This is a genomic window from Micromonospora nigra, from assembly GCF_900091585.1.
GTDB classification, from domain to species: domain Bacteria; phylum Actinomycetota; class Actinomycetes; order Mycobacteriales; family Micromonosporaceae; genus Micromonospora; species Micromonospora nigra.
In genome coordinates this window covers 1,488,841-1,512,555 of record NZ_FMHT01000003.1, presented here as the reverse complement: position 1 = coordinate 1,512,555, position 23,715 = coordinate 1,488,841, and the positions used below count along the sequence as shown (strand labels likewise).

At 73.6% G+C, this 23,715-nt stretch carries 23 protein-coding genes; 12 read left to right on the top strand and 11 right to left on the bottom strand.

What is annotated here, in order from left to right:
* Positions 1–30: 30 nt before the first annotated feature.
* Positions 31–2,001: an acyl-CoA dehydrogenase family protein gene (locus GA0070616_RS06070; protein WP_425412929.1), complete on the top strand. Its 1,971-nt coding sequence runs from the start codon at positions 31–33 to the stop codon at positions 1,999–2,001.
* A 79-nt stretch (positions 2,002–2,080) separates the two neighbouring features.
* On the opposite strand, the gene GA0070616_RS06065 is transcribed toward GA0070616_RS06070, so the two are convergent.
* The 7 genes from GA0070616_RS06065 to GA0070616_RS06035 are packed head-to-tail and all read right to left on the bottom strand — an operon-like array spanning position 2,081 to position 6,431.
* Complete coding sequence (locus GA0070616_RS06065) at positions 2,081–2,692, bottom strand: hypothetical protein (RefSeq protein WP_091077618.1); 612 nt, start codon at positions 2,690–2,692, stop codon at positions 2,081–2,083.
* Between the two features lie 49 nt (positions 2,693–2,741).
* Positions 2,742–3,140, bottom strand: coding sequence for a Fur family transcriptional regulator (locus GA0070616_RS06060; protein ID WP_091077614.1), 399 nt, complete (start codon positions 3,138–3,140; stop codon positions 2,742–2,744).
* Entirely contained in the window at positions 3,137–3,436 is a 300-nt protein-coding gene (locus GA0070616_RS06055; RefSeq protein ID WP_091077610.1) for an ArsR/SmtB family transcription factor, read from the bottom strand. Before GA0070616_RS06055 ends, GA0070616_RS06060 begins: the two co-directional genes overlap by 4 nt.
* A 37-nt stretch (positions 3,437–3,473) precedes the next feature.
* Entirely contained in the window at positions 3,474–4,346 is an 873-nt protein-coding gene (locus tag GA0070616_RS06050) for a metal ABC transporter permease (protein WP_091090012.1), read from the bottom strand.
* Positions 4,343–5,107 carry a metal ABC transporter ATP-binding protein gene (locus GA0070616_RS06045; RefSeq protein ID WP_091077607.1) on the bottom strand — a complete coding sequence of 255 codons (765 nt, stop codon included), beginning with the start codon at positions 5,105–5,107 and terminating at the stop codon, positions 4,343–4,345. The genes GA0070616_RS06050 and GA0070616_RS06045 overlap by 4 nt, the downstream gene beginning before the upstream one ends.
* Positions 5,104–6,120, bottom strand: coding sequence for a metal ABC transporter substrate-binding protein (locus GA0070616_RS06040; RefSeq protein ID WP_091077603.1), 1,017 nt, complete (start codon positions 6,118–6,120; stop codon positions 5,104–5,106). The genes GA0070616_RS06045 and GA0070616_RS06040 overlap by 4 nt, the downstream gene beginning before the upstream one ends.
* 53 nt (positions 6,121–6,173) lie before the next feature.
* Positions 6,174–6,431 carry a hypothetical protein gene (locus GA0070616_RS06035; RefSeq protein ID WP_091077601.1) on the bottom strand — a complete coding sequence of 86 codons (258 nt, stop codon included), beginning with the start codon at positions 6,429–6,431 and terminating at the stop codon, positions 6,174–6,176.
* 27 nt (positions 6,432–6,458) lie between these two features.
* Here GA0070616_RS06035 and GA0070616_RS06030 point away from each other — a divergent pair, with 27 nt between their 5' ends.
* The 7 genes from GA0070616_RS06030 to dusB all read left to right on the top strand — a co-directional run bounded on the left by GA0070616_RS06030 (position 6,459) and on the right by dusB (position 12,991).
* Positions 6,459–6,800, top strand: a complete 342-nt coding sequence (locus GA0070616_RS06030) for an antibiotic biosynthesis monooxygenase family protein (protein WP_091077597.1) — start codon at positions 6,459–6,461, stop codon at positions 6,798–6,800.
* A gap of 194 nt (positions 6,801–6,994) precedes the next feature.
* On the top strand, positions 6,995–7,441 hold the full coding sequence (locus GA0070616_RS06025; protein ID WP_091077594.1) for an Rv0361 family membrane protein: 447 nt from the start codon (positions 6,995–6,997) through the stop codon (positions 7,439–7,441).
* Positions 7,442–7,556: 115 nt separating this feature from the next.
* Positions 7,557–8,936 carry a glycine--tRNA ligase gene (locus GA0070616_RS06020; RefSeq protein WP_091077590.1) on the top strand — a complete coding sequence of 460 codons (1,380 nt, stop codon included), beginning with the start codon at positions 7,557–7,559 and terminating at the stop codon, positions 8,934–8,936.
* Between the two features lie 188 nt (positions 8,937–9,124).
* On the top strand, positions 9,125–9,958 hold the full coding sequence (locus GA0070616_RS28005; protein ID WP_091077587.1) for a hypothetical protein: 834 nt from the start codon (positions 9,125–9,127) through the stop codon (positions 9,956–9,958).
* Between the two features lie 31 nt (positions 9,959–9,989).
* The gene (locus GA0070616_RS28000) at positions 9,990–10,889 is read left to right on the top strand and encodes a hypothetical protein (protein WP_091077583.1); all 900 of its coding nucleotides are present in this window, start codon (positions 9,990–9,992) and stop codon (positions 10,887–10,889) included.
* Positions 10,882–11,715: a hypothetical protein gene (locus GA0070616_RS06005; RefSeq protein WP_091077581.1), complete on the top strand. Its 834-nt coding sequence runs from the start codon at positions 10,882–10,884 to the stop codon at positions 11,713–11,715. The genes GA0070616_RS28000 and GA0070616_RS06005 overlap by 8 nt, the downstream gene beginning before the upstream one ends.
* A gap of 100 nt (positions 11,716–11,815) precedes the next feature.
* Positions 11,816–12,991: a tRNA dihydrouridine synthase DusB gene (gene dusB / locus GA0070616_RS06000; RefSeq protein WP_091077578.1), complete on the top strand. Its 1,176-nt coding sequence runs from the start codon at positions 11,816–11,818 to the stop codon at positions 12,989–12,991.
* Between the two features lie 124 nt (positions 12,992–13,115).
* Here dusB and GA0070616_RS05995 read toward each other — a convergent pair whose 3' ends face one another.
* Positions 13,116–13,769, bottom strand: a complete 654-nt coding sequence (locus tag GA0070616_RS05995) for a C39 family peptidase (RefSeq protein WP_091077575.1) — start codon at positions 13,767–13,769, stop codon at positions 13,116–13,118.
* Between the two features lie 439 nt (positions 13,770–14,208).
* Positions 14,209–16,020, bottom strand: coding sequence for a beta-N-acetylhexosaminidase (locus tag GA0070616_RS05990; RefSeq protein ID WP_425412987.1), 1,812 nt, complete (start codon positions 16,018–16,020; stop codon positions 14,209–14,211).
* Positions 16,021–16,384: 364 nt separating this feature from the next.
* Between GA0070616_RS05990 and ppdK the strand changes: the two genes are divergently transcribed.
* Positions 16,385–19,144, top strand: coding sequence for a pyruvate, phosphate dikinase (gene ppdK, locus GA0070616_RS05985; protein ID WP_091090009.1), 2,760 nt, complete (start codon positions 16,385–16,387; stop codon positions 19,142–19,144).
* A gap of 272 nt (positions 19,145–19,416) precedes the next feature.
* Here ppdK and GA0070616_RS05980 read toward each other — a convergent pair whose 3' ends face one another.
* Positions 19,417–19,914 (bottom strand): roadblock/LC7 domain-containing protein, encoded by a 498-nt coding sequence (locus GA0070616_RS05980; protein ID WP_091077568.1) that lies wholly within the window; start codon positions 19,912–19,914, stop codon positions 19,417–19,419.
* Positions 19,915–20,200: 286 nt separating this feature from the next.
* On the opposite strand from GA0070616_RS05980, the gene GA0070616_RS05975 reads away from it, so the two are divergent.
* Genes GA0070616_RS05975 through GA0070616_RS05965 form a run of 3 tightly spaced genes read left to right on the top strand, consistent with a single transcriptional unit; the run spans position 20,201 to position 22,706 of the window.
* On the top strand, positions 20,201–20,560 hold the full coding sequence (locus GA0070616_RS05975; protein WP_091077564.1) for a VOC family protein: 360 nt from the start codon (positions 20,201–20,203) through the stop codon (positions 20,558–20,560).
* Complete coding sequence (locus GA0070616_RS05970) at positions 20,557–21,810, top strand: deoxyguanosinetriphosphate triphosphohydrolase (RefSeq protein WP_091077560.1); 1,254 nt, start codon at positions 20,557–20,559, stop codon at positions 21,808–21,810. Before GA0070616_RS05975 ends, GA0070616_RS05970 begins: the two co-directional genes overlap by 4 nt.
* A 59-nt stretch (positions 21,811–21,869) precedes the next feature.
* Positions 21,870–22,706, top strand: a complete 837-nt coding sequence (locus tag GA0070616_RS05965) for a siderophore-interacting protein (RefSeq protein ID WP_091077556.1) — start codon at positions 21,870–21,872, stop codon at positions 22,704–22,706.
* Positions 22,707–22,907: 201 nt separating this feature from the next.
* Here the strand turns inward: GA0070616_RS05965 and GA0070616_RS05960 are convergent, their stop codons facing one another.
* On the bottom strand, positions 22,908–23,597 hold the full coding sequence (locus GA0070616_RS05960; RefSeq protein WP_091077552.1) for a hypothetical protein: 690 nt from the start codon (positions 23,595–23,597) through the stop codon (positions 22,908–22,910).
* Positions 23,598–23,715: the final 118 nt, after the last annotated feature.

Below are 23,715 nucleotides of genomic sequence, written 5' to 3'. Positions count from 1 at the left end.
CACACCGAACCGAGGTTCGAGGGGGCAGCCGTGACCACGACAGAGCACACTCCATCCACCTCCGACGGAGCCGGGCCCCTGCCCGGCGAGGCGGGCCAGGTGTCCGAGAAGGAGGCCCGCCGGGTCGCCGAGGCGGCCCGCGAATCCGCCTGGGACCGACCGAGCTTCGGCCGGGAACTCTTCCTCGGTCGGCTCCGCGTCGACCTGATCGACCCCTGGCCGCGTCCGGACCCGGCCGACACCGCCCGGGCCGAGGACTTCCTCGGCCGGCTGCGGGAGTTCTGCGCGACGGAGGTGGACGGCGCCGCGATCGAACGCGACGCCCACATCCCCGACGAGGTGTTCCACGGGCTGGCCCGGCTCGGCGCGTTCGGCATGAAGATCGACCGCGCCCACGGCGGGCTCGGCCTGAGCAACCTGCACTACTGCCGGGCGCTGATGCTGGCCGGATCGGTCAGTCCCGCCCTCGGCGCGCTGCTGTCGGCGCACCAGTCGATCGGCGTCCCGCAGCCGTTGAAGATGTTCGGCACCCCCGAGCAGAAGGACCGGTTCCTGCCCCGCCTGGCCGCCGGGGAGGTCTCCGCCTTCCTGCTCACCGAGCCGGACGTGGGCTCCGACCCGGCCCGGTTGGCCACCACCGCCGAGCCGACCCCCGACGGCAGCGGCTACCGGCTCAACGGCGTGAAACTCTGGGCCACCAACGGCACCATCGCCACCCTGCTCGTGGTGATGGCCCGGGTGCCGGCCGCCGACGGCCGACGCGGCGGCATCACGGCGTTCGTCGTCGAGGGCGACGCCGAGGGCATCACCGTCGAGCGGCGCAACGCCTTCCTCGGACTGCGCGGCCTGGAGAACAGCCTCACCCGCTTCCACGACGTGTTCGTGCCGAAGGAGAACGTCATCGGCGGCGAGGGCAAGGGGCTGAAGATCGCCCTGACCACGTTGAACACCGGCCGCCTGTCGCTGCCCGCCATGTGTGTCGGCGCCGGCAAGTGGGCGCTCAACGTGGCCCGGGAGTGGGCCGCGGACCGGGTGCAGTGGGGCCGGCCGGTCGGCGAGCACGAGGCCGTGGCGCAGAAGCTGTCGTTCATCGCGGCGACCACGTACGGCATGGAGACCATGCTCGACCTGTGCTGCCTGCTGGCCGACGACGACCGAAACGACATCCGGATCGAGGCGGCGCTGGTCAAGCTCTACGCCAGCGAGATGGCCTGGCGCGTCGCCGACGAGCTGGTCCAGATCCGTGGCGGTCGGGGTTACGAGACGGCCGACTCCCTGGCTGCCCGGGGCGAACGGCCCGCCGCCGTCGAGCAGATGCTGCGTGACCTGCGGATCAATCGCATCTTCGAGGGCTCGACAGAGATCATGCACCTGCTGATCGCCCGGGAGGCGGTCGACGCGCACCTGTCCGTGGCCGGCGACATCATCGACCCGGACGCCGGTCTGGGCCGCAAGGCGAGGGCCGGGGCGCGGGCAGGCGCGTTCTACGCCCGGTGGCTGCCCACCCTCGCGGTCGGAGCGGGCCAGCGTCCCACGGCGTACGCCGAGTTCGGCCCCCTCGCCGGACACCTGCGCCACGTCGAGCGCGCCTCGCGGAAGCTGGCCCGGTCCACCTTCTACGCGATGTCCCGCTGGCAGGGGAAGATGGAACGCAGGCAGGCGTTCCTGGGCCGGGTGGTGGACATCGGCGCGGAGCTGTTCGCGATGAGCGCGGTCTGCGTTCGGGCCCGCGCGGAGCGGGAGACCCGCCCCGAGGGGGTGGAGCTGGCCGACCTGTTCTGCCGGCAGGCGCGGGTGCGGGTTGCTGCCCTGTTCACCGCCCTGTGGGAGAACACCGACTCCGTCGACGTGGTCGCGGCGCGGCGGATCCTCGCCGGCCGGTACGCGTCGCTGGAGGAGGACGTGATCACCCCGCCGGCCGACCTGCCCTGGGTGGCCCGCTGGACCCCCGGCGAGTCCACGGCCCGCGACGTCCGCCGCCGCATCCCCCCGATCCCCTGACCCCGCCACCGCCCGCCGGCCCGAGGGTGCCGGAGCTCCGGTCGCCGGGGCAGCGGTCACCCGGGCCGGCGGGCGGGGTTCAGCGTGGGCGCGGGGGGCGCAGGCCGAGGCGGCGCAGCTCCAGGGCGGCCAGGGCGTCGACCGTGTCGTCGTCGCCCCGACGCCACGCCTCCGCCACGTCCGGGGCGATCCGGGTCAGGTGGCCCAGCGGCTGACCGGCCAGCGCCCGCAGGGCGAGCAGGTCCCGGCCGCCGGGTGCGGCGGCCAGGGTCGCCGCCGCCCCGGCCCGGCGCATCCAGCGCACCCGCAGCGGCAGCCAGCCGAACAGCACCAGCCCGAGCGGGAACACCAGCACGGCCACGGCCAGCGCCAGGGCCAACTGGTCGACCAGTTCCTGCTGGTCGCGCCCCGCCTCCGCCAGCGAGCGGGCGGCCTCGGCGGCCCGCTCGAACGGCGCGGTCAGCTCGTCGCCGACCAGCGGCACCCGGCCGACCTTGCCGCCGGCCTCGCCCAGGTTGTCGGCCAGTCCGCCGCCGGCCGACTCCAGCTTCTCCCCGGGTACGGCCAGCCGTCGCACCAGGTCGTGCAGCCACATCGCGCCGCGCACCGCCGCATAGACCCAGGCGACGACGAGCAGGTCGGTGACCACCTGGCGGACGGCGACCGGGAAACGATCAGCGTAGATCCTCACGCCGCACAGCGTGCCACGGACCGGGCCCCCGGGGCACCCCGCCGACCGGTCAGCGGGCGCAGGTCGGGCAGGTGCCGAAGATCTCCAGGGTGTGGCTGACGTCGGTGAAGCCGTGCTCGGCGGCCACCCGTTCGGCCCAGCTCTCCACGGTCGGCCCCGCCACCTCCACCGTCCGCCCGCAGGAGCGGCAGACCAGATGGTGGTGGTGCCCCTCGCTGCACCGCCGGTAGAGATGCTCACCGCCGGGCGGACGCATCACGTCGATCTCGCCCGCGTCCGCGAGGTTCTGCAGGGTGCGGTAGACGGTGGTCAGGCCGACCCGCTCGCCCCGGTCCCGCAGCATCGCGTGCAGGTCCTGTGCGCTGTGGAAGCCCTCCACCTCGGCCAGCAGAGCGCTGACCGCCGACCGTTGACGGGTGTTGCGGACCGCCGTTCCGCCCTCACTCATGACGCCTCCCCGGCGTGGCTGACCGCGTCGGCCACGATGTGCGCGACGTGCTCGTCCACCAGGGCGTACGCGATCTCGCGGCCCCGTCGGGAGCCGCGTACCACGCCCGCGCCCCGCAGCACCCGCAGGTGCTGGGAGACCAGCGGTTGCGCCGCGCCGAGCTTCTCGACCAGCTCGTGCACACAGCGCTCACCCTCGGCGAGCTCGCTGACGATGGCCAGCCGGATCGGTGCCGACAGGGCGCGCAGAAGCTCGCTGGCACCCTCGTAGGCGTCGTAGCCGGATCCGATGGTCACCCCGCAACGGTAACCAATCCCACGGCCGAGCCGCCGGTCAGGATCGGTGCAGCACCACCTCGGGCGGTTCCTCCGCCACGACGGGGGCCGGCGCGGGCTGCCGGCGCAGCCCCCGCCACAGCGCCCCGAGCACCGCCACGACCAGGAAACCGGCGATGGCGAGCACCACCACCGAGGCACCGGGGGCGGTGTCGGCGACCGCCGCCACCCAGATCCCCGCGCCCGCGGCGAACAGGCCGAGCGCCATCGCGGCGGTCATCGTGCTGCGGAACCCCCTGGTGACCTGCTGGGCGGTGGCGACCGGCACCACCATCAGCGCGCTGATCAGCAGGACGCCGACCGCCCGCATGGCGATGGTCACCGTGACCGCGGTGGTGACCGCGAGCAGCAGGTTGAGGGCGCGTACCGGCAGGCCGGAGACGCGGGCGTACTCCTCGTCGTGGCAGATCGCGAACAGCGCCGGGCGCAGCGCGAGCATGGCCACCAGCACCGCCACCCCCAGCACCGCGATGGTGGTCAGGTCCTGGCGGGAGGTGGTGGTCAGGGCCCCGAACAGGTAGGCGTTGAGGTTGGAGTTGCTGCTGTCGGAGAGCCCGACGAGCACCACCCCACCGGCGATGCCCCCGTAGAACAGCAGCGCCAGCGCCAGGTCGCCGGAGGTGCGTCCGCGCTCGCGGATCAGCTCGATGGCGACCGCGCCGACCGTGGCCGCCGCCACCGCCATCAGCACGGGGGACTGGTTGAACAGCAGGCCGGCGCCGACGCCGGTCAGCGCGACGTGGCCGATCCCGTCGCCGATCAGGGCCAGCCGCCGCTGCACCAGATAGATGCCGAGGGCCGGTGCGGCCAGGCCGATGATCAGCGCGCCGACCAGGGCGCGCAGCATGAACTCGTACTGGAACAGGCTCACGGGGCACTCCACAGCCCGGCGGGCTCCTCGGGGCCGTGCGGGTGCACGTGGTCGTGGTCGGGCGCCGCGTGGTGGCCCGCCGGTTCGGGCACCGCGCCGTCGTGGGCGATGCCGCCCCCGTGCACCACCACGGCCCGACTGATCAGCGGACGCAGCGGCCCCAGCTCGTGGGCGACCAGCAGCACCGTCCCGCCGCCGTCGACGAAGCCGCGCAGCGCCCCGGCGAACGCCTCCTGGCTGGCGGCGTCCACCCCGGCGGTCGGCTCGTCGAGCACCAGCAGTTCCGGCTGGCCGGCGAGCGCGCGGGCGATGAGGGTGCGCTGCTGCTGGCCGCCGGACAGGGTGGACACCGGGTCCTTCGCGCGGTCGGCGAGCCCCACCGCGCGCAGTGCCTCGGCGACCGCCTCCCGGTCGGCGCGGCCCGGCGGGCGCAGCACACCGCGGCGGGCCAGCCGGCCCGACGCCACGACCTCGGACACCGTGGCCGGTACGCCGCCGCCCGCGCCGAGCCGCTGCGGGACATACCCGATGCGGTGCCACTGGCGGAACCGCCGCAACGGGCGCTCGAAGAGGGCGACGGCGCCGGCGGTGAGCGGGACCAGCCCGAGCGCGGCGCGGATCAGGGTGGACTTGCCGGAGCCGTTGGCGCCGAGCACCGCGACGACCTCACCGGCGGTCACGGTCAGGGACACGTCACGCAGCACGGGGCGGCCGTCGTAGCCGACCACCCCGTGCGTGACGGTGATGACAGGGGTTGTCACGAGCAGCTCAACGCCGTCCTCAGGTTCTGCAGGTTGGTGCGCATCACCGAAAGGTAGTCGCCGCCGCCGTCGGCGGACAGGCCCTCGAGCGGGTCGAGCACCGCGGTCTGCGCGCCGACCTCCTCGGCGATCGTCTCGGCGACCTTCGGGCTGACGAGGGTCTCGAAGAAGATCGTGGTGGCCTTGTGTTCACGGGCCTCCTCGGCGACCTCGGCCAGCCGCTGCGGCGACGGCTCGTTCTCGGGGGTCAGGCCGGTGATGCCGATCTGCTCCAGCTGGTATTTCTGGGCGAGGTAGCCGAACGCGGTGTGGCTGACCACGATCTCCCGCCGCTGGCAGGTCTTGAGGCCCTCGGTGAACTCGGTGTCGAGCTTCTCCAGCTCGGTGCGCAGGGCCTTCGCCCGCTCGGTGTACTCGCCGGCGCGGTCCGGGTCGACGGCACCGAGCCGCTCGGCGAGCTTGTCGCCGATGGTGGCCAGCCGGGTCGGGTCGAGCCAGACGTGCGGGTCCTTGCCGCCGGACTCCTCGGCGTGCTCGCCCGGCTTCTCCGCCTCGGCGTGCTCGTCCTCGGCGTGCTCGCCCTCGCCGTCGTGGCCGTGCTCGTCCTCAGCGCCGTGGTCGTGGCCGCCGGCTGCCGCGTCGAGCAGCGGCTGGACCGTGGCCACGTCGAAGGCCCGGTCGCCGCCGTTCTGCTCGATGGCCTCGTCGACCGCCGGCTGGAAGCCGTCCAGGAAGACGATCAGCTCGGCCTCGCTGATCTGGCCGACCTGGCCGGGGTTCAGCTCCAGGTCGTGCGGTTCCGCGCCGGGCTTGGCGAGGTTGGTCACCGTCACCGCGTCGCCGCCGACCCGCTCGGTGACGAACTGGAGCGGGTAGAAGGCGGCCACCACGTCGATGCGCTGCGGGTCGGCCCCGGCCGGGGCGTCCTCGGTCGAGCAGGCGGCGACGCCGCCCAGGGCGAGCAGGGCGGCGGAGGCGGTGGCCAGGGCGCGAGGGGTCGGGCGGAGGTTCATGGGCTCAACCTTCCGCGGAACGACAATGATTGTCAAAAACGCATGATTGCATGTCAGAGCAGCTTCACCAGACCCGCGGTGACCAGCAGCGTGAGGACCAGCAGCCGGATCACCCGGGTCGGCGGGGTCTGTACCGCCCAGGTGGTCACCAGCAGCGCGGCCACCCCGGCGGCCAGCAGCAGCGTGAGCAGGCCACCGAGGACACCGGGAGTGAAGAACGCGACCAGCGCCACCAGCAGGGTGACCAGGAACACCGTCGTCGGGTTCTGCCGGGCCAGCCGGGCGGGCAGGGAGTTCTGCGTACGCTGCATCCCACCAACTTTACGAGGAGGAAGCCGGTGCTGGTGACCAACCGGTTCGTGGTCGAGGCGGAACTCGCCGAGGCGTTCACCGAGCGGGCGCACGCGGCCCTCGCGGCCCTCGCGGCCCGGCCCGGCTACCTGCGGGGGCAACTCGTCCGGGCGCTCGACGACCCCCGGCACTGGTGTCTGGTCACCGAGTGGGAGTCCGTCGGCACCTACCGCCGGGCCCTGGGCGGCTTCGACGTCAAGGTGACCGCGGTGCCGCTGCTCGCCGAGAGCGTCGACGAGCCGTCCGCCTACGAGGCGCTGGCAACCGCCCCTCCCGGCGGCGACGTGTTGGTGCTCGCCAGTGATCGGGCCGCGGGTCCTTACCGCTGAGCGCTCGGGCACTACGCTGCTCGTATGACCGTACCCGGACCGGCAGGCCCCCCGCCGTACCCCGCGCTGCCCCTGTCCGGGCCTCCGCCGCACCCCACGACCGGTCAGGGCCCGCACCCCACGCAGCCGCCCGGCCCGCCCACGGGCCCGCCCCCGCCGCCTCCGGGGCCCCCGCGCCGCCGGCCGGGCCCGGGGTGGCGCCGCCGTTCGCCGCCCCGCCCACCGAGGGCGGCCGGGCCCGACTCTGGCTCGGCCTCGGTGCCGGCGCGCTCGCCCTGCTGCTGTGCTGCGGCGGGGGCGGAACCGCCGTGGTCGGCCTGCTCGTCAGCGGGGTGCAGGCGATCGAGGAGCAGAGTCGCACGGTCTCCTCCGACTACTACCGCGCCCTGTCCGAGCAGCGCTACGGCCAGGCCTACGACCAGCTCTGCGAGGACGCCAAGCGCCGCGAGTCGCGGCCGGAGTTCGAGCGCCGGGTGTCCGCCGAGCCGCAGATCGCGAGCTACCGGGTCGGCGAGGTGGACCCGACCACGCTCACGGTCCCGGTCGACGTGACCTACGCCGGCGGCGGGCGGGAACGCCAGCAGGTGACCCTCCGGCAGGACCGGCAGACCGGCGGCCTGGAGGTCTGCGGGGTCGACTGACCCGTCCCCGGTAATGTGCTGGTTCCCGGGTCGGCCACCGCCCTACGGTCGACCCGGACCGTTCCGGTTCATCCCACCGCGTCCCCGCCGACCGCCAGTCGGCGTAGGAGGAAACATGCCAGCCGACCGTATCGACGCCGTCGTCAGCCTCGCCAAGCGCCGGGGCTTCGTCTTCCCCTCCAGCGAGATCTACGGGGGCACCCGGTCGGCGTGGGACTACGGCCCGCTCGGCGTGGAACTCAAGGAGAACGTGCGCCGGCAGTGGTGGAAGACCATGGTCCAGCAGCGCGACGACGTGGTCGGCCTCGACTCCGCGGTGATCCTGGCCCGGGACGTCTGGGCCGCCTCCGGCCACCTCGACGCCTTCGTCGACCCACTGACCGAGTGCCAGTCCTGCCACAAGCGCTTCCGGGCCGACCACCTGGAGGAGGCGTACGAGGCCAAGCACGGCCGGCCGCCGGCCGCGCTGACGGAGCTGAACTGCCCGAACTGCGGCAACAAGGGCACCTTCACCGAGCCGAAGATGTTCAACGGCCTGATGAAGACCTACCTCGGCCCGGTGGAGAGCGACGAGGGCATGCACTACCTGCGCCCGGAGACCGCCCAGGGCATCTTCGTCAACTACAAGAACGTGGAGACGGTCGCCCGCAAGAAGCCGCCGTTCGGCATCGCGCAGACCGGCAAGTCGTTCCGCAACGAGATCACGCCGGGCAACTTCATCTTCCGTACCCGCGAGTTCGAGCAGATGGAGATGGAGTTCTTCGTCGAGCCGGGCTCCGACGAGAAGTGGCACGAGTACTGGCTCTCCGAGCGCTGGAACTGGTATGTCGACCTCGGCCTGTCCGAGAGCAACCTGCGGTTCTACGAGCACCCCAGGGAGAAGCTCTCCCACTACTCCAAGCGCACGGTCGACATCGAGTACCGGTTCCAGTTCGGCGGCACCGAGTTCGCCGAGCTGGAAGGCATCGCCAACCGCACCGACTTCGACCTGTCCACGCACAGCAAGCACTCCGGCGTCGACCTGTCCTACTTCGACCAGAGCAAGGGCGAACGCTGGATGCCCTACGTCATCGAGCCGGCCGCCGGCCTCACCCGCGCGGTGCTGGCCTTCCTGCTCGAGGCGTACGACGAGGACGAGGCCCCGAACACCAAGGGCGGCGTGGACAAGCGCACCGTGATGCGCTTCGACCCTCGGCTGGCCCCGGTCAAGGTGGCCGTGCTGCCACTGTCTCGTAACGAGGCGCTCTCGCCCAAGGCGAAGGCGCTCGCCGCGCAGCTGCGCAGGCGGTGGGTGGTGGAGTTCGACGACTCACAGGCCATCGGCCGCCGCTACCGCCGCCAGGACGAGATCGGCACCCCGTTCTGCGTCACCGTCGACTTCGACACCCTCGACGACGACGCGGTGACCGTGCGCAACCGCGACACCATGACCCAGGAGCGGATCGCCCTGGACCAGGTGGAGCGGTACCTGATCGAGCGGCTGCCCGGCTGCTGAGCCGTACCGGCGACGGCCCCGCGTGGTCGCCGCGTAGGTCGGCCGACGGCCCCGCCCCGACCTGAGGCGGGGCCGTCGGCCTTCCCGCGCTCTCCCGCCGGGTCGGAACGCCGACCGGCGGGTGGTTGAGCGGCGGTTGATCTCGTGCGAGCATTCCCCGGGCTCTTTCTACTCACGGGGGTGTGCGCATGGCGCGCGAGACACAGCACGACCACGATTCGCGGCGGCGCACGGTGCTGCGCCGCGCCGCCGCCCTCGCCGCGACGACCGTCGGCGCGGGCGCGGTGGCGGCCGTCGCCGTCCCGGGGACCGCGCAGGCCGCCCCCGGTGACGACCTGACCATGGGGGAGAGCAACGAGTCCGGTCCCGCGACGACCACCCTGAGCGCTGCCTCCGGCCCGGGGACGCTGGTCCTGACGAACACGGCGGGCGCACCGCTGCGGCTGGTGCCCAGCGAGAGCCTCTACCCCCAGGTGCTCGACTCGGAGGTCGGCACCGTGGCCGTCGACGACATGGGCGACCTGTTCGTCCGCGCCGGCCACCACAGCAGCGAACGCGACGGCACCAACGGCTGGGCCTGGACCAGCGAGTGGGCCACCACGTCGGTCACCGTCGAGCCGACCCGCGTGCTCGACACCCGGGACGCGGACCTGCGTCGGCACATCGTCTCCGGTGCGGGCACCCTCGACTCCGCCGGTCGGGTCGTGCCCGGCAAGCCGATCGTGGTCAGCCTGGACAGCTTCGTCCGGGACGGTTACGCCATGAAGGGCAACGTCACCGTGGTGGGAATGACCGGCCCCGGCGTGCTCACCGTGTGGGGTTCCGGCCCGAAACCCAACGCGTCCACCCTGAACTGGGCGACCACCGGCACCATCCTGTCGAACTTCCTGTTCACGGAGCTCGGCGCGGTGGGGGCGTGGCGCAGCGTCATCACGATCGACGCGATCAGCTCGCCCACCCACGTGATCGTCGACCTGACCAGCCTGCTGGTCGGCCACCCGAGCCAGGTCACCGGTGCCTGATCGTCCGTCCACCACCCACGGGGGAACTGAGATGCCGTCGTCCGAACCCGACCGCCGCGCCTCCCGGCGCGGCCTGCTGCGCCGGGCCGCCGTGACCGGCGGTGCCGCGGTCGCCGCCACCACCGCCGCCTCGGCCCTCGACGCCGCGCCGGCCGCCGCCGCCACGGACGGTGCGGTGGCCCTCGGGCTGCCCAACCAGGCGACCACCTGGACCCAGTTGACCGCCGCCGTCGAGGGCGGGGCGACCCTGGCGCTGAAGAACCCGACGGGGGCCCCGCTGCACCTCGGGCGGCGGCCGTCGTACGTCGGCTGGGGCGGTTCCGTGGTCTCCACGCCCGCCGGTCTCGGCGTCCACCGGGTCGTCGACGGCACCGTCGAGCGGCACGAGGTGCACACCACCGCCAACTCGACGATGCTGGTGCCGATCCGGCCGACCCGGATCCTCGACACCCGCAGTTCCGCCGGCCGGGCCCGGCTCATCGAGGGACAGTTCGACGCGCAGGGGCGCGCGGTCGCCGGCACCTACCTGCTGGTGCACCTCGACGGCATCGTCGACGGGGGCGACGGCATGCTCGGCAACATCACCGTCGCCAAGACCACCAAGGGCGGCTTCGCCACCGTCTACGGCCGGGGCAACCGGCCCACCGCCTCCACCATCAACTGGTGGGCGGCGGACCAGGTGCTCGCCAACGCGTTCATCACGCAGATCGACCCCTGGCAGAACACCGTCGGCGTGTACGTGCAGGCCACCACCGCCGTCATCCTGGACGTGACCGGCCTGCTGGTCTACGCCCCGGAGTCGGTGGTGATCAACAACCCGCACGGAGCCGGCCGCGCCGCGGCCGCCGACCCGCAGACCCGTGCGGTGCGCACCCGCGAGGTCAAAGCCACCGCGCAGCGGATCGCCGCGAAGGAGCAGGCCGGTGAGTGAGCACGAGACCGAGGAGCACGCCGTGACCGCCGACCAGAGCAGGCCGACCAGCCGCCGCCGGGTCATCAGGGGCGCGGTGGTGGCCGGGGCCGGCGTCGGCGCGGCAGCCGCCGTGGCCACCCCCGCGCGGGCCGCCGCCGGTGACCCCGTCCTGCTGGACGAGGCCAACGACGCCGGCACGGCGGAGACCCTGCTGGTGGGCGGCTCGTCGGCCGGGCCCACGCTCGCCCTCGACCACGCCATCGACCGGTCGCCGCTGATCCTCAGCCAGACGCCCGCGGCGGCCCTGCCCGAGGAGTTGCCGACCGGCTCGCTGGCGATCGACGAGTCCGGCGACCTGGTCATCGGGGGCCGGGCCAACACCCGGGCGTACGTGAACACCTCCCGGTGGGCCAACCGCACCCTCGCCGTGCCGCCCCGCCGGGTTCTCGACACCCGCTCGATCAACTCCTGGGGCGACTACGTCGTCGGGGGTGCAGGGAACGTCGACGCCACCGGCAAGCTGCGGGCGAAGACGTCGATCCACCTGTCGATCAGCACCCTGCCCGAGGTCGAGCCCGGCCGGGCGCTGGCCGCGTACGTGAACGTGACGGTGGCCGGGACGGTCGCCGGCGGCTTCCTCACCGCGCACAGCGCGTCGGTGGCCACGCCGGGCACCTCCTCGCTCAACTGGTGGGGGCCGAACCAGATCCTGTCGAACCTGGTGGAGGTGCAGCTCGGCGCGTACGGCGGCCGGGGCTTCTCCTTCTCGATCTACACGGCGAGCGCCACGTCGGTGATCGTGGACGTGTCCGGCCTGATCCTGGCCAATCCCGCCGCCCCCTGACCGGCCCGCCGGCCGGTGCGGCGGGTGCGGGTTCGCCCGCGTCCGCCGTGTCGACCGGCCACCGGACGCCCGCCCCGGCGGGCGTGGGATTCTTGGTCACGTGACCAGTGCCGCCGCCTCCGCCGTCCGCCGCCCGCTCACCCTCGGGGAGCACCGGGTGTGGCCGCCGGTGGTGCTCGCCCCGATGGCCGGCATCACCAACGTCGGTTTCCGGCAGCTCTGCCGCGAACAGGGCGGCGGCATCTACGTCTGCGAGATGATCACTACGGTCGCGCTGGTCGAACGGAACCCGAAGACGCTGCGCATGATCGCGTTCGGCGACGACGAGCGCCCGCGCAGCCTCCAGCTCTACGGCACCGACCCGGAGATCACCGCCGCCGCCGTGCGGATCGTGGTCGACAAGGGGCTCGCCGACCACATCGACCTCAACTTCGGCTGCCCGGTCCCGAAGGTCACCCGCCGGGGTGGCGGGTCGGCGCTGCCCTGGCGCCGCCGGCTCTTCGCCCGCCTGGTCAGGGCCGCGGTCGACGCCGCCTCGCCCGCCGGAGTGCCGGTCACCGTGAAGATGCGCAAGGGCATCGACGACGACCACCTGACGTACGTCGAGGCGGGGCTGGCCGCCCAGGACGCGGGCGTCGCGGCGGTGGCCCTGCACGGGCGGACGGCCGCGCAGCGCTACTCGGGCACGGCCGACTGGGACGCGATCGGCACCCTCAAGCAGGCCCTCGACGTGCCGGTGCTCGGCAACGGCGACATCTGGGAGGCCGACGACGCGCTGCGGATGGTCGCACACACCGGCGTGGACGGCGTCGTGATCGGTCGGGGTTGCCTGGGCCGGCCATGGCTGTTCGCCGACCTGGCTGCCGCCTTCGACGGCAGTGCCGAGCGGCGGCTGCCCACCCTGGGCGAGGTCGCGGCGACCATGCGCCGGCACGCCGAGCTGCTGGTCGGCCAGTTCACCGCAGGGGCCCGCAACCCGGCCCGGGGCGAGCGGGACGGCTGCACGGACTTCCGCAAGCACGTCGCCTGGTACCTCAAGGGGTTCCCGGTGGGCAGCGGGCTGCGCCGCGAACTGGCGATGATCGACAGCCTGGCGCAGCTCGACGACCTGCTCGGCAAGCTCGACCCCACGGTGCCGTTCCCGGTGGAGACGCTCGGCCAGCCGCGTGGGCGTACCAACTCCCCGGGCAAGGTCTTCCTGCCCGACGGCTGGCTGGCCAGCCGTGACGACGACACCGTGCCCGAGGGGGCGGAACTCGCCGACTCCGGCGGCTGAGGGTTCGCGCCGTCGCCACCGTCACCCTCGGCCTGCTCGTCGCCGCCGAGGTGACACGACGAAGGGCCGGCCCCCTTCCGGGGGCCGGCCCTGTCGCGTGCGGTACCGGTCGTTCAGGGATGGGTCAGTGGGCGTAGCCGCGGGTGGCGATCCAGTCGGCCAGGGTGTCCACGTCCAGCTCGTAGGAGGCGGAGGCCGGGTCGGCGGAGTCCGCGATCTTCACGATGTTCCCGCCGTCGCGGTAGCCGACCACGCTGACGTAGTGCCCACCCTCGAAGGAGTGCGTGCCACCGTCGATGTCCGTGGCGGTGCCGGCGATGTTGGCGACCACGGCGTGGCCCTCGTCCACGGCGGCGACGATGTCGGCGCGCAGGGTGTCGGTCTGCTTCCCGTCGGCCTCGGGGCTGCTGATCTCGACGCTGCGGTAGGCGTCCCGGCCGGTCTCCTTGTTCAGGACGGGGGTGATGTCATTGATGCTGTTGGTGCCGGACTCGGTGGTGCCCATCCGGTTCGCCATGTCCTCGACGTCGATGAGCTTGTCCTGCACGCTCAGCGCGTTCCGGGCGGCGGCGGGGCCACAGTAGTAGAAGTTCGGCTGCGCCTCGTACTTCACGTTGAGCTGCCGCTCGCCGGCCGGCTTGCGCTCGCTCTGCACGGCGCTGGTCGGCGCGTTCGACGGAGCAGCGTTGGCGGCGACCGCCGGGCCGGCGATGCCACCGGCGGTGGCGGTGAAGGCGGCAGCGGTCAGGGCGGCCTTGCGGAAGATGTCGGTACGCATGGAGGATCGTCCTCTCGTCCGGGGGTGCGCGACCGCGAGGGGGGATGCGGTGCGCGGGGGAGGGGATCTGCCCGTCGGCCGGAAGGCCTGCGGGGCGTACGGGGTTCTCAACGACCGGGGGCCGGCGTGCATTCCGCCGGGGGCCGGTCGGTCGTGGCGGGGGAGTGCCACGGGGCGGTACGGGGTTCTCAACGACCGGGGGCCGGCGTGCATTCCGCCGGGGGATCGGCCGCCGCGGCGGGGGAGTGCCGCGGGTATGTCGGATACAACGCCGGCACCCCATCCGCGATTCCGTCGCCAGCGTGGCCCCGCCCACGCCGTATACCGCCATGAACCGGACATGATGCGCAGCCCGGACCGCGGTAATCGGACATTCGACGCGTCGTTGGCGACTCGGGCGTCACCGTCGCCCGGCGGCGGAACCGGGCGACGGTGACGTTCAGGCGGAACGGTCGGTGCTCCCGGCTGACCGGGGGAGCGGAACCCGCCCGCAGGGCCCCGGCCACGGCACCGTCGGGCAGCGGTGGTACGCGATGCCCGCCGTCGACCAGCGCTCTCCGTGCCCGGCCAGCCGCTGTCGGAACCCGGCCCAGTCGTGGGTGGCTCGCGCTGACCAGCCCAGCTCGGCGATCGCGGGCAGCCGGGGAAACAGCATGAACTCGGCCTCGGTGAGCGTCGTCACCGACTCGGTCCACAGCGGCGCCTCGACGCCGAGCACCGCCTCGGCCGGCACCCCGTTCAGGTGGGTCGCCGGGTCCCAGTCGTACGCCCGGCGCACGTCGACCAGTCCCGCCCAGTCGTGCCCGATCGGGGTGTCCGGGGCGTACTTCATGTCGAGGTAGGCGTGGTTGGCGGGGGAGAGGATCAGCCGCGCCCCCCGGCGCACCGCCTCGGCGGTCACCGCGTCGTCGCCGTCGGTGCCCCACCATTGCAGCACCCGGCCGTCGACGTGGGCGGCGGGGGCGATCTGGTGCCAGCCGACGACCGTCCTGCCGACACCGGCGACGATCCGCTGAACCCGCTCGACAAAGCCGGTGTAGGCCGCACCCTTGACCTTGAACGCCTCGTCGCCGCCGATGTGCAGGAACCGGCCGGGGGTGAGCGCGGCGATCTCACCGAGCACATCGGCGACGAATTCGTACGTGCGCCCACTGGCCGGGTCGACGTAGCTGAACCCGACCTCGGTGCCCGTGTACGGCGGCGGCGCGATCCGGTCGGGCGAAAGCTCACCGTAGGCGGTCAGCGCCGCGTGGGTGTGCCCGGGCAGGTCGATCTCGGGTACGACGGTGATGCCCCGTTCGGCGGCGTACGCCACGATCCGCCGGTAGTCGCCCTTCGTGTAGTGGCCGCCGGGGCCGCCGCCGACCTGGGTCGCGCCGCCGACGGTCGCCAGCCTCGGCCAGGAGTCGACGGCGATCCGCCAGCCCTGGTCGTCGGTGAGGTGTAGATGCAGGTGGTTGAGCTTGTAGCGGGCCAGGTGGTCGACGACCCGCAGCACGTCGGCGACGCCGAAGAAGTGTCGGGACACGTCGAGCATCGCGCTCCGGTAGGCGTACCGGGGTCGGTCGAGGATCTCGCCGCCGGGCAGCACCCAGCGCTGCCTGACCGGCGTCGGGCTCTCGACCGTGGCGGGCAGGAGTTGACGCAGCGTCTGCACGCCGTGGTGCAGGCCGGTGGCGGTGTCGGCGGTGATCCGTACCCCGTGGGGGGTGACGGAGAGCCGGTAGCCCTCGGGCCCGAGGCCGGCGTCGCCGTCGAGCACCAGCGCGATGCCGCCGGCCGGCTGTGGGGCGGTGGCGTCGGTCACCGGCAGGGGGTGACCGGTCGCGGGGCGCAGCAGCGCGGCGAGCCGCTCGCCCACGGCGAGGGCGGCCGGGTCGGCGCTGACCCGGATCACGGCGTCGGGGGTGAGCGTGAAGTCGGCGGCGGGGTCGGGCGTGACCCGCTCGGGGGCGGGCACCACGTCACCCAGTCGGGCCGGCGCGGTGGGCGTGAGCAGCGCCTCGGCGGCGCGCTGGGCGACCCCGGCCAGTTCCCCGGCGGTACCCGACGCAGCCGGGTCGACCTGCGGCTGCCGCGCCGCCGGCACGGCGACGGCCGCACCGTCACCCGGCACGGCGGCGCTGCCGTCACCAGGTACGGCGACCCCGGGCCGGGCTGTCGTGGCGTCGCCGGGCTGGGCGGCGCTGCCCGCACCGGGCTGGGCTGTCGTGCCGGGACCGGACGGTGCGGCGCTGCCGTCGGCGAGCAGGTCGCGCGGCCGGTCGGCGGGCTCGGGGGCGGCGGTGGGGGTGGCGGACACGGTGGCGGCTCCGGGGGTGTATTCGCGTCGGTTATGGCAAAGGTCAGGTTCCGCGGAACGCGTGCCGACAAGGGTACGGGGAGGAGGTGGAATTGCGTGATCATGCGCGTGGAAGCGTTCCCAAAAACCGTCACGAACGCGGATAGTCGTGATGGCTGTGCCTAACCTCACGAATAGGCCCATGCCTCTGGTTGTTCGCTTAACCTTCGCCCACCGATCGGCGCTGATCCCGGGATTACCGGAGGTAGGCCCCGGGGTATGCAAGCAACTGAACCTTCGTTAAGTGTCGGACCGGCGCGCGTGGGAGGCTCTGGTGGCAGCGCAAGAGACGGTGGAAGGCAAGTACGTCTACGACTTCGCCGAGGGCAACAAGGAGCTCAAGGATCTGCTCGGCGGCAAGGGAGCCAACCTGGCCGAGATGACCAACCTCGGCCTGCCGGTGCCGCCCGGTTTCACCATCACGACCGAGGCGTGCAAGGCGTACCTGGCGACCGGGCGGCAACCGGACGGCCTGGCCGCCCAGATCGAGGCGCACCTGGAGGCGCTGGAGCGGGGCATGGGCCGTCGCCTCGGCGACCCCGACGACCCGCTGCTGGTCTCCGTCCGCTCCGGGGCCAGGTTCTCCATGCCCGGCATGATGGAGACCGTCCTCAACGTCGGCCTCAACGACCAGTCCGTGCTGGGACTCGCCCGACAGGCCGGCGGCCGGGCAGACCCGGCCGCCGACGGCGGTGCGGACGGGGCCGCCCCCGGCGGAGCGGACCGGTTCGCCTGGGACTCCTACCGGCGGCTGATCCAGATGTTCGGCAAGACCGTCTGCGAGGTGCCCGGCGAGGAGTTCGAGCACGCCCTCGACGAGGCCAAACGAGCCAAGGGCACCACCGACGACCTCGACCTGGACGCCGACGACCTGCGCGGGCTGGTCGAGGCGTACAAGAGGATCTTCGCGAAGCACACCGGGCGGGAGTTCCCGCAACAGCCGCGCGAGCAACTCGACCTGGCCATCCGCGCCGTGTTCGAGTCGTGGAACGCCGACCGCGCCGTGCTCTACCGCCGCCAGGAGCGCATCCCGGCCGACCTGGGCACCGCGGTCAACGTGGTCGCGATGGTCTTCGGCAACCTCGGCCCCGACTCCGGCACCGGCGTCGCCTTCACCCGCGACCCCGCCAGCGGCGCCCAGGGCATCTACGGCGACTACCTGGCCAACGCCCAGGGCGAGGACGTGGTCGCCGGCATCCGCAACACCGTGCCACTCCAGGAGTTGGAGCAGCTCGACAAGAAGTCGTACGACGAACTGCTCGGCATCATGGCCCGGTTGGAGGAGCACTACCGGGACCTGTGCGACATCGAGTTCACCATCGAGCGCGGCAAGCTCTGGATGCTCCAGACCCGCGTCGGCAAGCGCACCGCCGCCGCCGCGTTCGTCATCGCCGGCCAGCTCGTCGACGAGGGCCTGATCGACCTCGACGAGGCGCTGCACCGGGTCAACGGTGCCCAGCTCGCCCAGCTGATGTTCCCGCGCTTCCAGCTCGACCACGGGCTCCAGCCGGTGGCCAAGGGCATCGGGGCGTCGCCGGGCGCCGCCGTCGGCACGGTGGTGTTCACCTCCGCCCGCGCGGTCGAGCTGGCCGCCGAGGGCAGGGCCGTCATCCTGGTCCGCCGGGAAACCAACCCCGACGACCTCAACGGCATGATCGCCGCCCAGGGCATCCTCACCTCCCGCGGGGGCAAGACCAGCCACGCCGCGGTGGTGGCCCGGGGGATGGGCAAGACCTGCGTCTCCGGCGCCGACGAGCTGGACATCGACGTCCCGGCCCGGAAGTTCACCGTCGCCGGGCACACCGTCGTCGAAGGCGACGTCGTCTCCGTCGACGGCACCACCGGCGCGGTCTACCTCGGCGAGGTGCCGGTCATGCCGTCGGAGGTGGTGCAGTACTTCGAGGGCAGTCTCGACCCGGAACACGTCGACAACGCGCTCGTCCGGGCCGTACACCGGATCATGTCGCACGCCGACGCGGCCCGCCGGCTTCGGGTCCGGACGAACGCCGACACCGGCGCGGACGCCGCCCGGGCCCGGCGCTTCGGTGCGGAGGGCATCGGCCTGTGCCGCACCGAGCACATGTTCCTCGGCGACCGCCGCGAACTGGTCGAGCGGCTGATCCTGGCCCGCGACGGGCGGGAACGCGACGACGCCCTGGCGGCGCTGCTGCCGCTCCAGCGGGCCGACTTCGTGGAGATCTTCCGGGAGATGGACGGGCTGCCGGTCACCGTCCGGCTGATCGACCCGCCGCTGCACGAGTTCCTGCCGCCGCTGGAGCAGCTCGCGGTGAACGTCGCGGTCGCCCAGGAGCGCGGCGAGGACGTCGCCCAGGAGGAGGCGCTGCTCGCGGCCGTGCGCCGCATGCACGAACAGAACCCCATGCTGGGCCTGCGCGGCGTACGCCTCGGTCTGGTCATCCCCGGTCTGTTCGCGATGCAGGTCCGGGCGATCGCGGAGGCCGCCGTGGCGGTCGTCCGTGACGGCGGTGTGGCCTGTCCGGAGATCATGGTGCCGTTGGTCGGGGCCGTGCAGGAGTTGGAGACCGTGCGCGCCGAAGCCGAACGGATCATCGCCGAGGTCGTCGGGGACAGCGGCGTCGAGGTGCTGATCGGCACGATGATCGAGGTGCCCAGGGCGGCGCTGACGGCCGGGCAGATCGCCGAGGCGGCGCAGTTCTTCTCCTTCGGCACCAACGACCTGACCCAGATGGGCTGGGGATTCTCGCGCGACGACGTGGAGGGTGCCTTCTTCTGGCGCTACCTGGAACTGGGCATCTTCGGCATCTCCCCGTTCGAGTCCATCGACCGCGAGGGGGTCGGCCGGCTGGTGCGCATCGCCGCCGAGGAGGGCCGCGCGGCCCGGCCGGGGCTGAAGCTCGGCGTCTGCGGTGAACACGGCGGCGACCCGGAGTCGGTGCACTTCTTCCACGAGGTGGGCCTGGACTACGTGTCCTGCTCGCCGTTCCGGGTGCCGGTGGCCCGGCTGGAGGCCGGCCGCGCCGCCATCGAGACGGCGGGCTCGGACAGCCGCTGAGGTCGGACGTCCCCGACGGAGCGTCGGCCCGCCCAGCCGCCTGCCGTGTCGCGGAGCCGCCTGCCGTGTCACGGAGCCGCCCGCCGTGTCGCGGAGCCGGCCGCCGTGTCGCGGAGCCGGCCGCCGTGTCGCGGAGCCGGCCGGCGGGGCGGGAGCCGGCCGGCTGGGGCGCCGGGTCGGACCCAGGGGCGGGAAGCCGGCCGGTGGGTCGCGGAGCCGGAGGGTGGCGGCGGGCCCGGACCGCCGCCACCCCCGACGCTCCCGCGTGGGGCCTAGAGGGGAGGTCGCCGCCAGCCGGGGCGTGGCCGGCGGCTCGCGTGGGCCGGCAGGGTGGCCATCGGCGTGCGCACGGCCAGCGGTGCCTGCGGGTCCGGCGGGCGGATCACGCTGTGCGCACCCTGCCGGGCCGCGAGCAGCGGGCCGGCCCGGTGCACCACGGCACGGGCCTCCTCACGCAACGCGTCCAGATCGGCGCCGGCGGCGGTGACGAGGGTCAGCAGGGCGTCGCGCCCGGCGGGCCAGGTGACCACGCATCCCGTCGCCGTGTGCACCACGGATTCGCGGAACTCGCCGTGGCGCACGGTGTCGGCGACCCGGTGGCCGAGCCCGAAGCTGGCCGCCGCCAGCGCCGCCAGGTGGGTGGCGTCGGTCGCGGGCAGATCACTGGAGATCAACAGGCCGTCGGTGCCGGCGAGGACCGAGCCGGCGACCTCCGGGCGACGCCGCCGCAGCCCGCTCAACTCCGTTCCCATCACCGTCTGCGCGTCCACGAGGTGTCTCCCGTTGGGTCGAGGTCGATAGCGCCCGGTCACGTTGTGCGCTGGCGACGCTACCGGCGGCCATCGATTTCCGCGATCCCGTGACGGTCGGCGATCGGATGGCAACTCTCGACTGATCGGGGGATGTGGACCCGCCGGCACACGTCGTCGACGCGCCGACCGGCCCGTCCGGGCGTAACCTGGGCTCGCCCGAGGACCGATGTCCGCGTACGAGGGGTGGCGGCATGAGTGAGCACAGTGCACTGACCGGAGAACGTGTCGAAGGGCCGGTGGCGCGATGAGCAGTGTCTGGGAGAGCCTGACCGTCGACGCCCGCGACCCCGCCCGGTTGGCCCGCTGGTGGGCGGAAGCCCTCGGCTACCAGGTGGTCGCCGAGAAGCCGGACGGGGTGGAGATCCGACCGTCGGGCGACCGGCTGCCCGGCATCGTCTTCGTGCCGGTGGCCACCGGCAAGCAGACCCGCAACCGGCTGCACCTCGACCTGCGCCCCGACGACCAGGAGGCCGAGGTGGAACGGCTGGTCGACATGGGTGCCCGGCACGTCGACATCGGTCAGGGCGAGGTGGACTGGACGGTGCTCGCCGACCCCGAGGGCAACGAGTTCTGCGTCCTGCGACAGCGCGAAGGTGGCGATTGACCCCGCCCGCCGACACCGACCGCCTCGTCACCGAACCGGCGAAGGACTCCGGTCACGGCCGCTCGCCGTACGAACGCGACCGGGCCCGCGTGCTGCACTCGGCGGCGTTCCGCCGGCTGGCGGCCAAGACCCAGGTGCACACCGCCGGCACGGACGACTTCCTGCGTACCCGGCTGACCCATTCGCTGGAGGTCGCGCAGATCGCCCGGGAGATGGGTGCCCGCCTGGGCTGCGACCCCGACGTGGTGGACACCGCGGGGCTCGCCCACGACCTGGGCCACCCGCCGTTCGGGCACAACGGCGAGGTGGCGCTGGACGCCCTCGCCGCCGGCTGCGGCGGCTTCGAGGGCAACGCCCAGACCCTGCGGGTGCTCACCCGCCTGGAGGCGAAGGTGATCGCCGGCGACGGCACGTCCGCCGGGCTCAACCTGACCCGGGCTTCGCTCGACGCGGTGAGCAAGTACCCCTGGGCGCGCCGGCCCGGCCGGCGCAAGTTCGGGGTGTACGCCGACGACCTGCCCGTGTTCGACTGGCTGCGGGCCGCGACACCGGCCGGCGACCGGCGCTGCCTGGAGGCGCAGGTGATGGACTGGGCCGACGACGTGGCGTACTCGGTACACGACGTCGAGGACGGCATCCACGGCGGCTACGTGGCCCTGGGGCCGTTGCTCGCCGACGCCGACGAGCGGGCCGCGCTGTGCGCCGACGTCGCCGCCACCTACTCGGGCGAGAGCCCCGCCGACCTCGGCGAGGTGCTGCTCGACCTGCTCGCCGACCCGGTGCTCGCCCCGTTGGCCGGCTACGACGCCAGCCACCGCGCCCAGGCGGCCCTGAAGGCGACCACCAGCGTGCTCACCGGCCGGTTCGTCTCCGCCGCCGTCGAGGCCACCACCGCCCGCCACGGCCCCGGCCCGCACCGCCGGTACGCCGCCGACCTGGTCGTGCCCCGACGCGTCCGGGCGCGGTGCGCGCTGCTCAAGGGCATCGCCCTGCGGTACGTGATGCGCCGCCCCGGCGCGCGGGAACGCTACGAACAGCAGCGGCAGATCCTGACCGAACTGGTGGCGGTGCTGGTCGACCGCGCCCCGGACGGGCTCGACGAGGTCTTCGCCCCGCTGTGGCGGGCGGCCGGCGACGACGCGGCCCGGCTGCGGGTCGTCGTGGACCAGGTGGCCTCCCTCACCGACCCCGCCGCGCTGGCCTGGCACGCCCGGCTCGCCGGTGGGGGCGGGGTGGGTCCGCACAGCTAGCCGAGCGCCAGTGGGGGGCGGGCCGGATCCCCACAGTTAGCTGAGGCTAACCTGACCGCATGACGGAGCGCCCGAAGACAGTCACCACCGCCCGGGTGCTACGCACGGGGCGGCCCACTCCGCACGTGGTCCGGCTGGTGCTCGGCGGGGACGAACTGGTGGGCCTGCCCGTGGGCGAGTTCACCGACCACTACATCAAGATCGTGTTCCCGGTGGCCGGGGTGGACTATCCGCGTCCGATGGACCTCGCCGCGATCCGTCGCGAACTGCCCCGCGCACACTGGCCCCGGCTGCGGGCGTACACCGTGCGGGCGTGGGACGCGGCGGCCGGCGAGCTGACCGTCGACGTGGTACACCACGGTGACCAGGGGTTGGCCGGGCCGTGGGCGGCGGCGCTGCGCCCCGGCGACCCCGTGCTGTTCACCGGCCCCGGCGGGGCGTACGCGCCGAGCCCGACAGCGGACTGGCACCTGTTGGTCGGTGACGAGAGCGCGCTGCCGGCGATCGCCGCCGCCCTGACCCGGCTGCCGCAGGGCGCGCCGGCCCACGTGTTCGTCGAGGTGGCCGACGCCGCCGACGAGCAGTCGCTGCCCAGCCCGGGAGCGGTGCACCTGACCTGGCTGCACCGGGGCGGCCGGCCGGTGGGTGAGGCGCTGGTGGCTGCCGTGCGTGGACTGGACTTCCCGGCCGGGGACGTGCACGCCTTCGTGCACGGCGAGGCGGCCTTCGTCCGCGAGTTGCGCCGGCTGCTGCGGGTCGAGCGAGGGGTGCCGCGCGACTGCCTGTCGATCTCCGGCTACTGGCGCCTCGGCATGGACGACGAGGGCTGGCGTGCCACCAAACCGGACTGGAACCGCCAGGTCGAAGCCGACGAGACCCCTCTCGCCACTCCCTGACCCCACCCACCCCCGGGCCGCCCGCCCCAGCTCGCCTCACCCCGCTGGCCCGCCCGTCCCGCCTCGCCCGCCCGTCCCGTCTCGCCTCGCCCGCCCGCCCGTCCGCCTCGCCCGCTCCGTTTCGCCTGCCCCCTTTCGCCTGCCCCGCTCGCCTGCCCCGCCTCGCCTCGCCTGCCCCACCGCGCCCCGTTGACCGTGACGTCATGCCGGCGAGTTGTCCGACTCCTCGGGAACAATTTCATGATCAACGCGATGGAGCGGGGGGCGGTGGGTGAGGACGGTGCCTACCTGGGTGGCGGAGCGGGCCACGCGGCGGCGGATGACCCGTAGGTGGACGGCGGCCGAGACGGGCAACAGCACCGCCGCGGCGACCGCGCCCGCCCAGGCCGGCCCGGTCGCCATCGTGGCCAGGGCGGCGGCGAAGGCCACCAGCACACTGTTGAGCAGGCCGATCATGCCGGCCTGACTGACCAGGTCCCGGAACCAGTGCCGCCGGAACGGCTCGGGCGCGAACGGCCCCGGATCGTCCAGCGTCGGCAGCATCAGGTACGGCGCGAGACCCTCCGCCCGGCGGGCGAGATAGGTACGCAGCACGGTGGCGGCCACCGCGTACCGGCGTCCCCGGTCGTTCAGCTCGACCTGGCGGGCGAACACCGAGATGCCCAGGAGCAGCACGAGCACCCCCAGCCCACCCAGGACCGCCGGACCGTACCGCCCGCCCGGCGAGCCGGTGGTGACCAGTCCCGCCGAGACCGCCGTGGCCGCCGAGGCCACCGCCAGGAAGAACGTGAACCTCGCCGTCGACTGGTCGTGCACCGCTCGGCTCAGCTCGCGCAGGTGCTCGTACTCGGCGAGCGCGACAGTCAGCGGTACGTCCGGTTCGTCGGCCATTGCGTACTCCTCCGCATCGTGGCGGTCCCGCGCCGCCCGCCGGTTGGCACCCCGCCGGTCCGGTTCACCCCGCCGGTCCGGTTCGCCCCGCCGGTCCCGTGTCGCCCGCCGGTCGCCT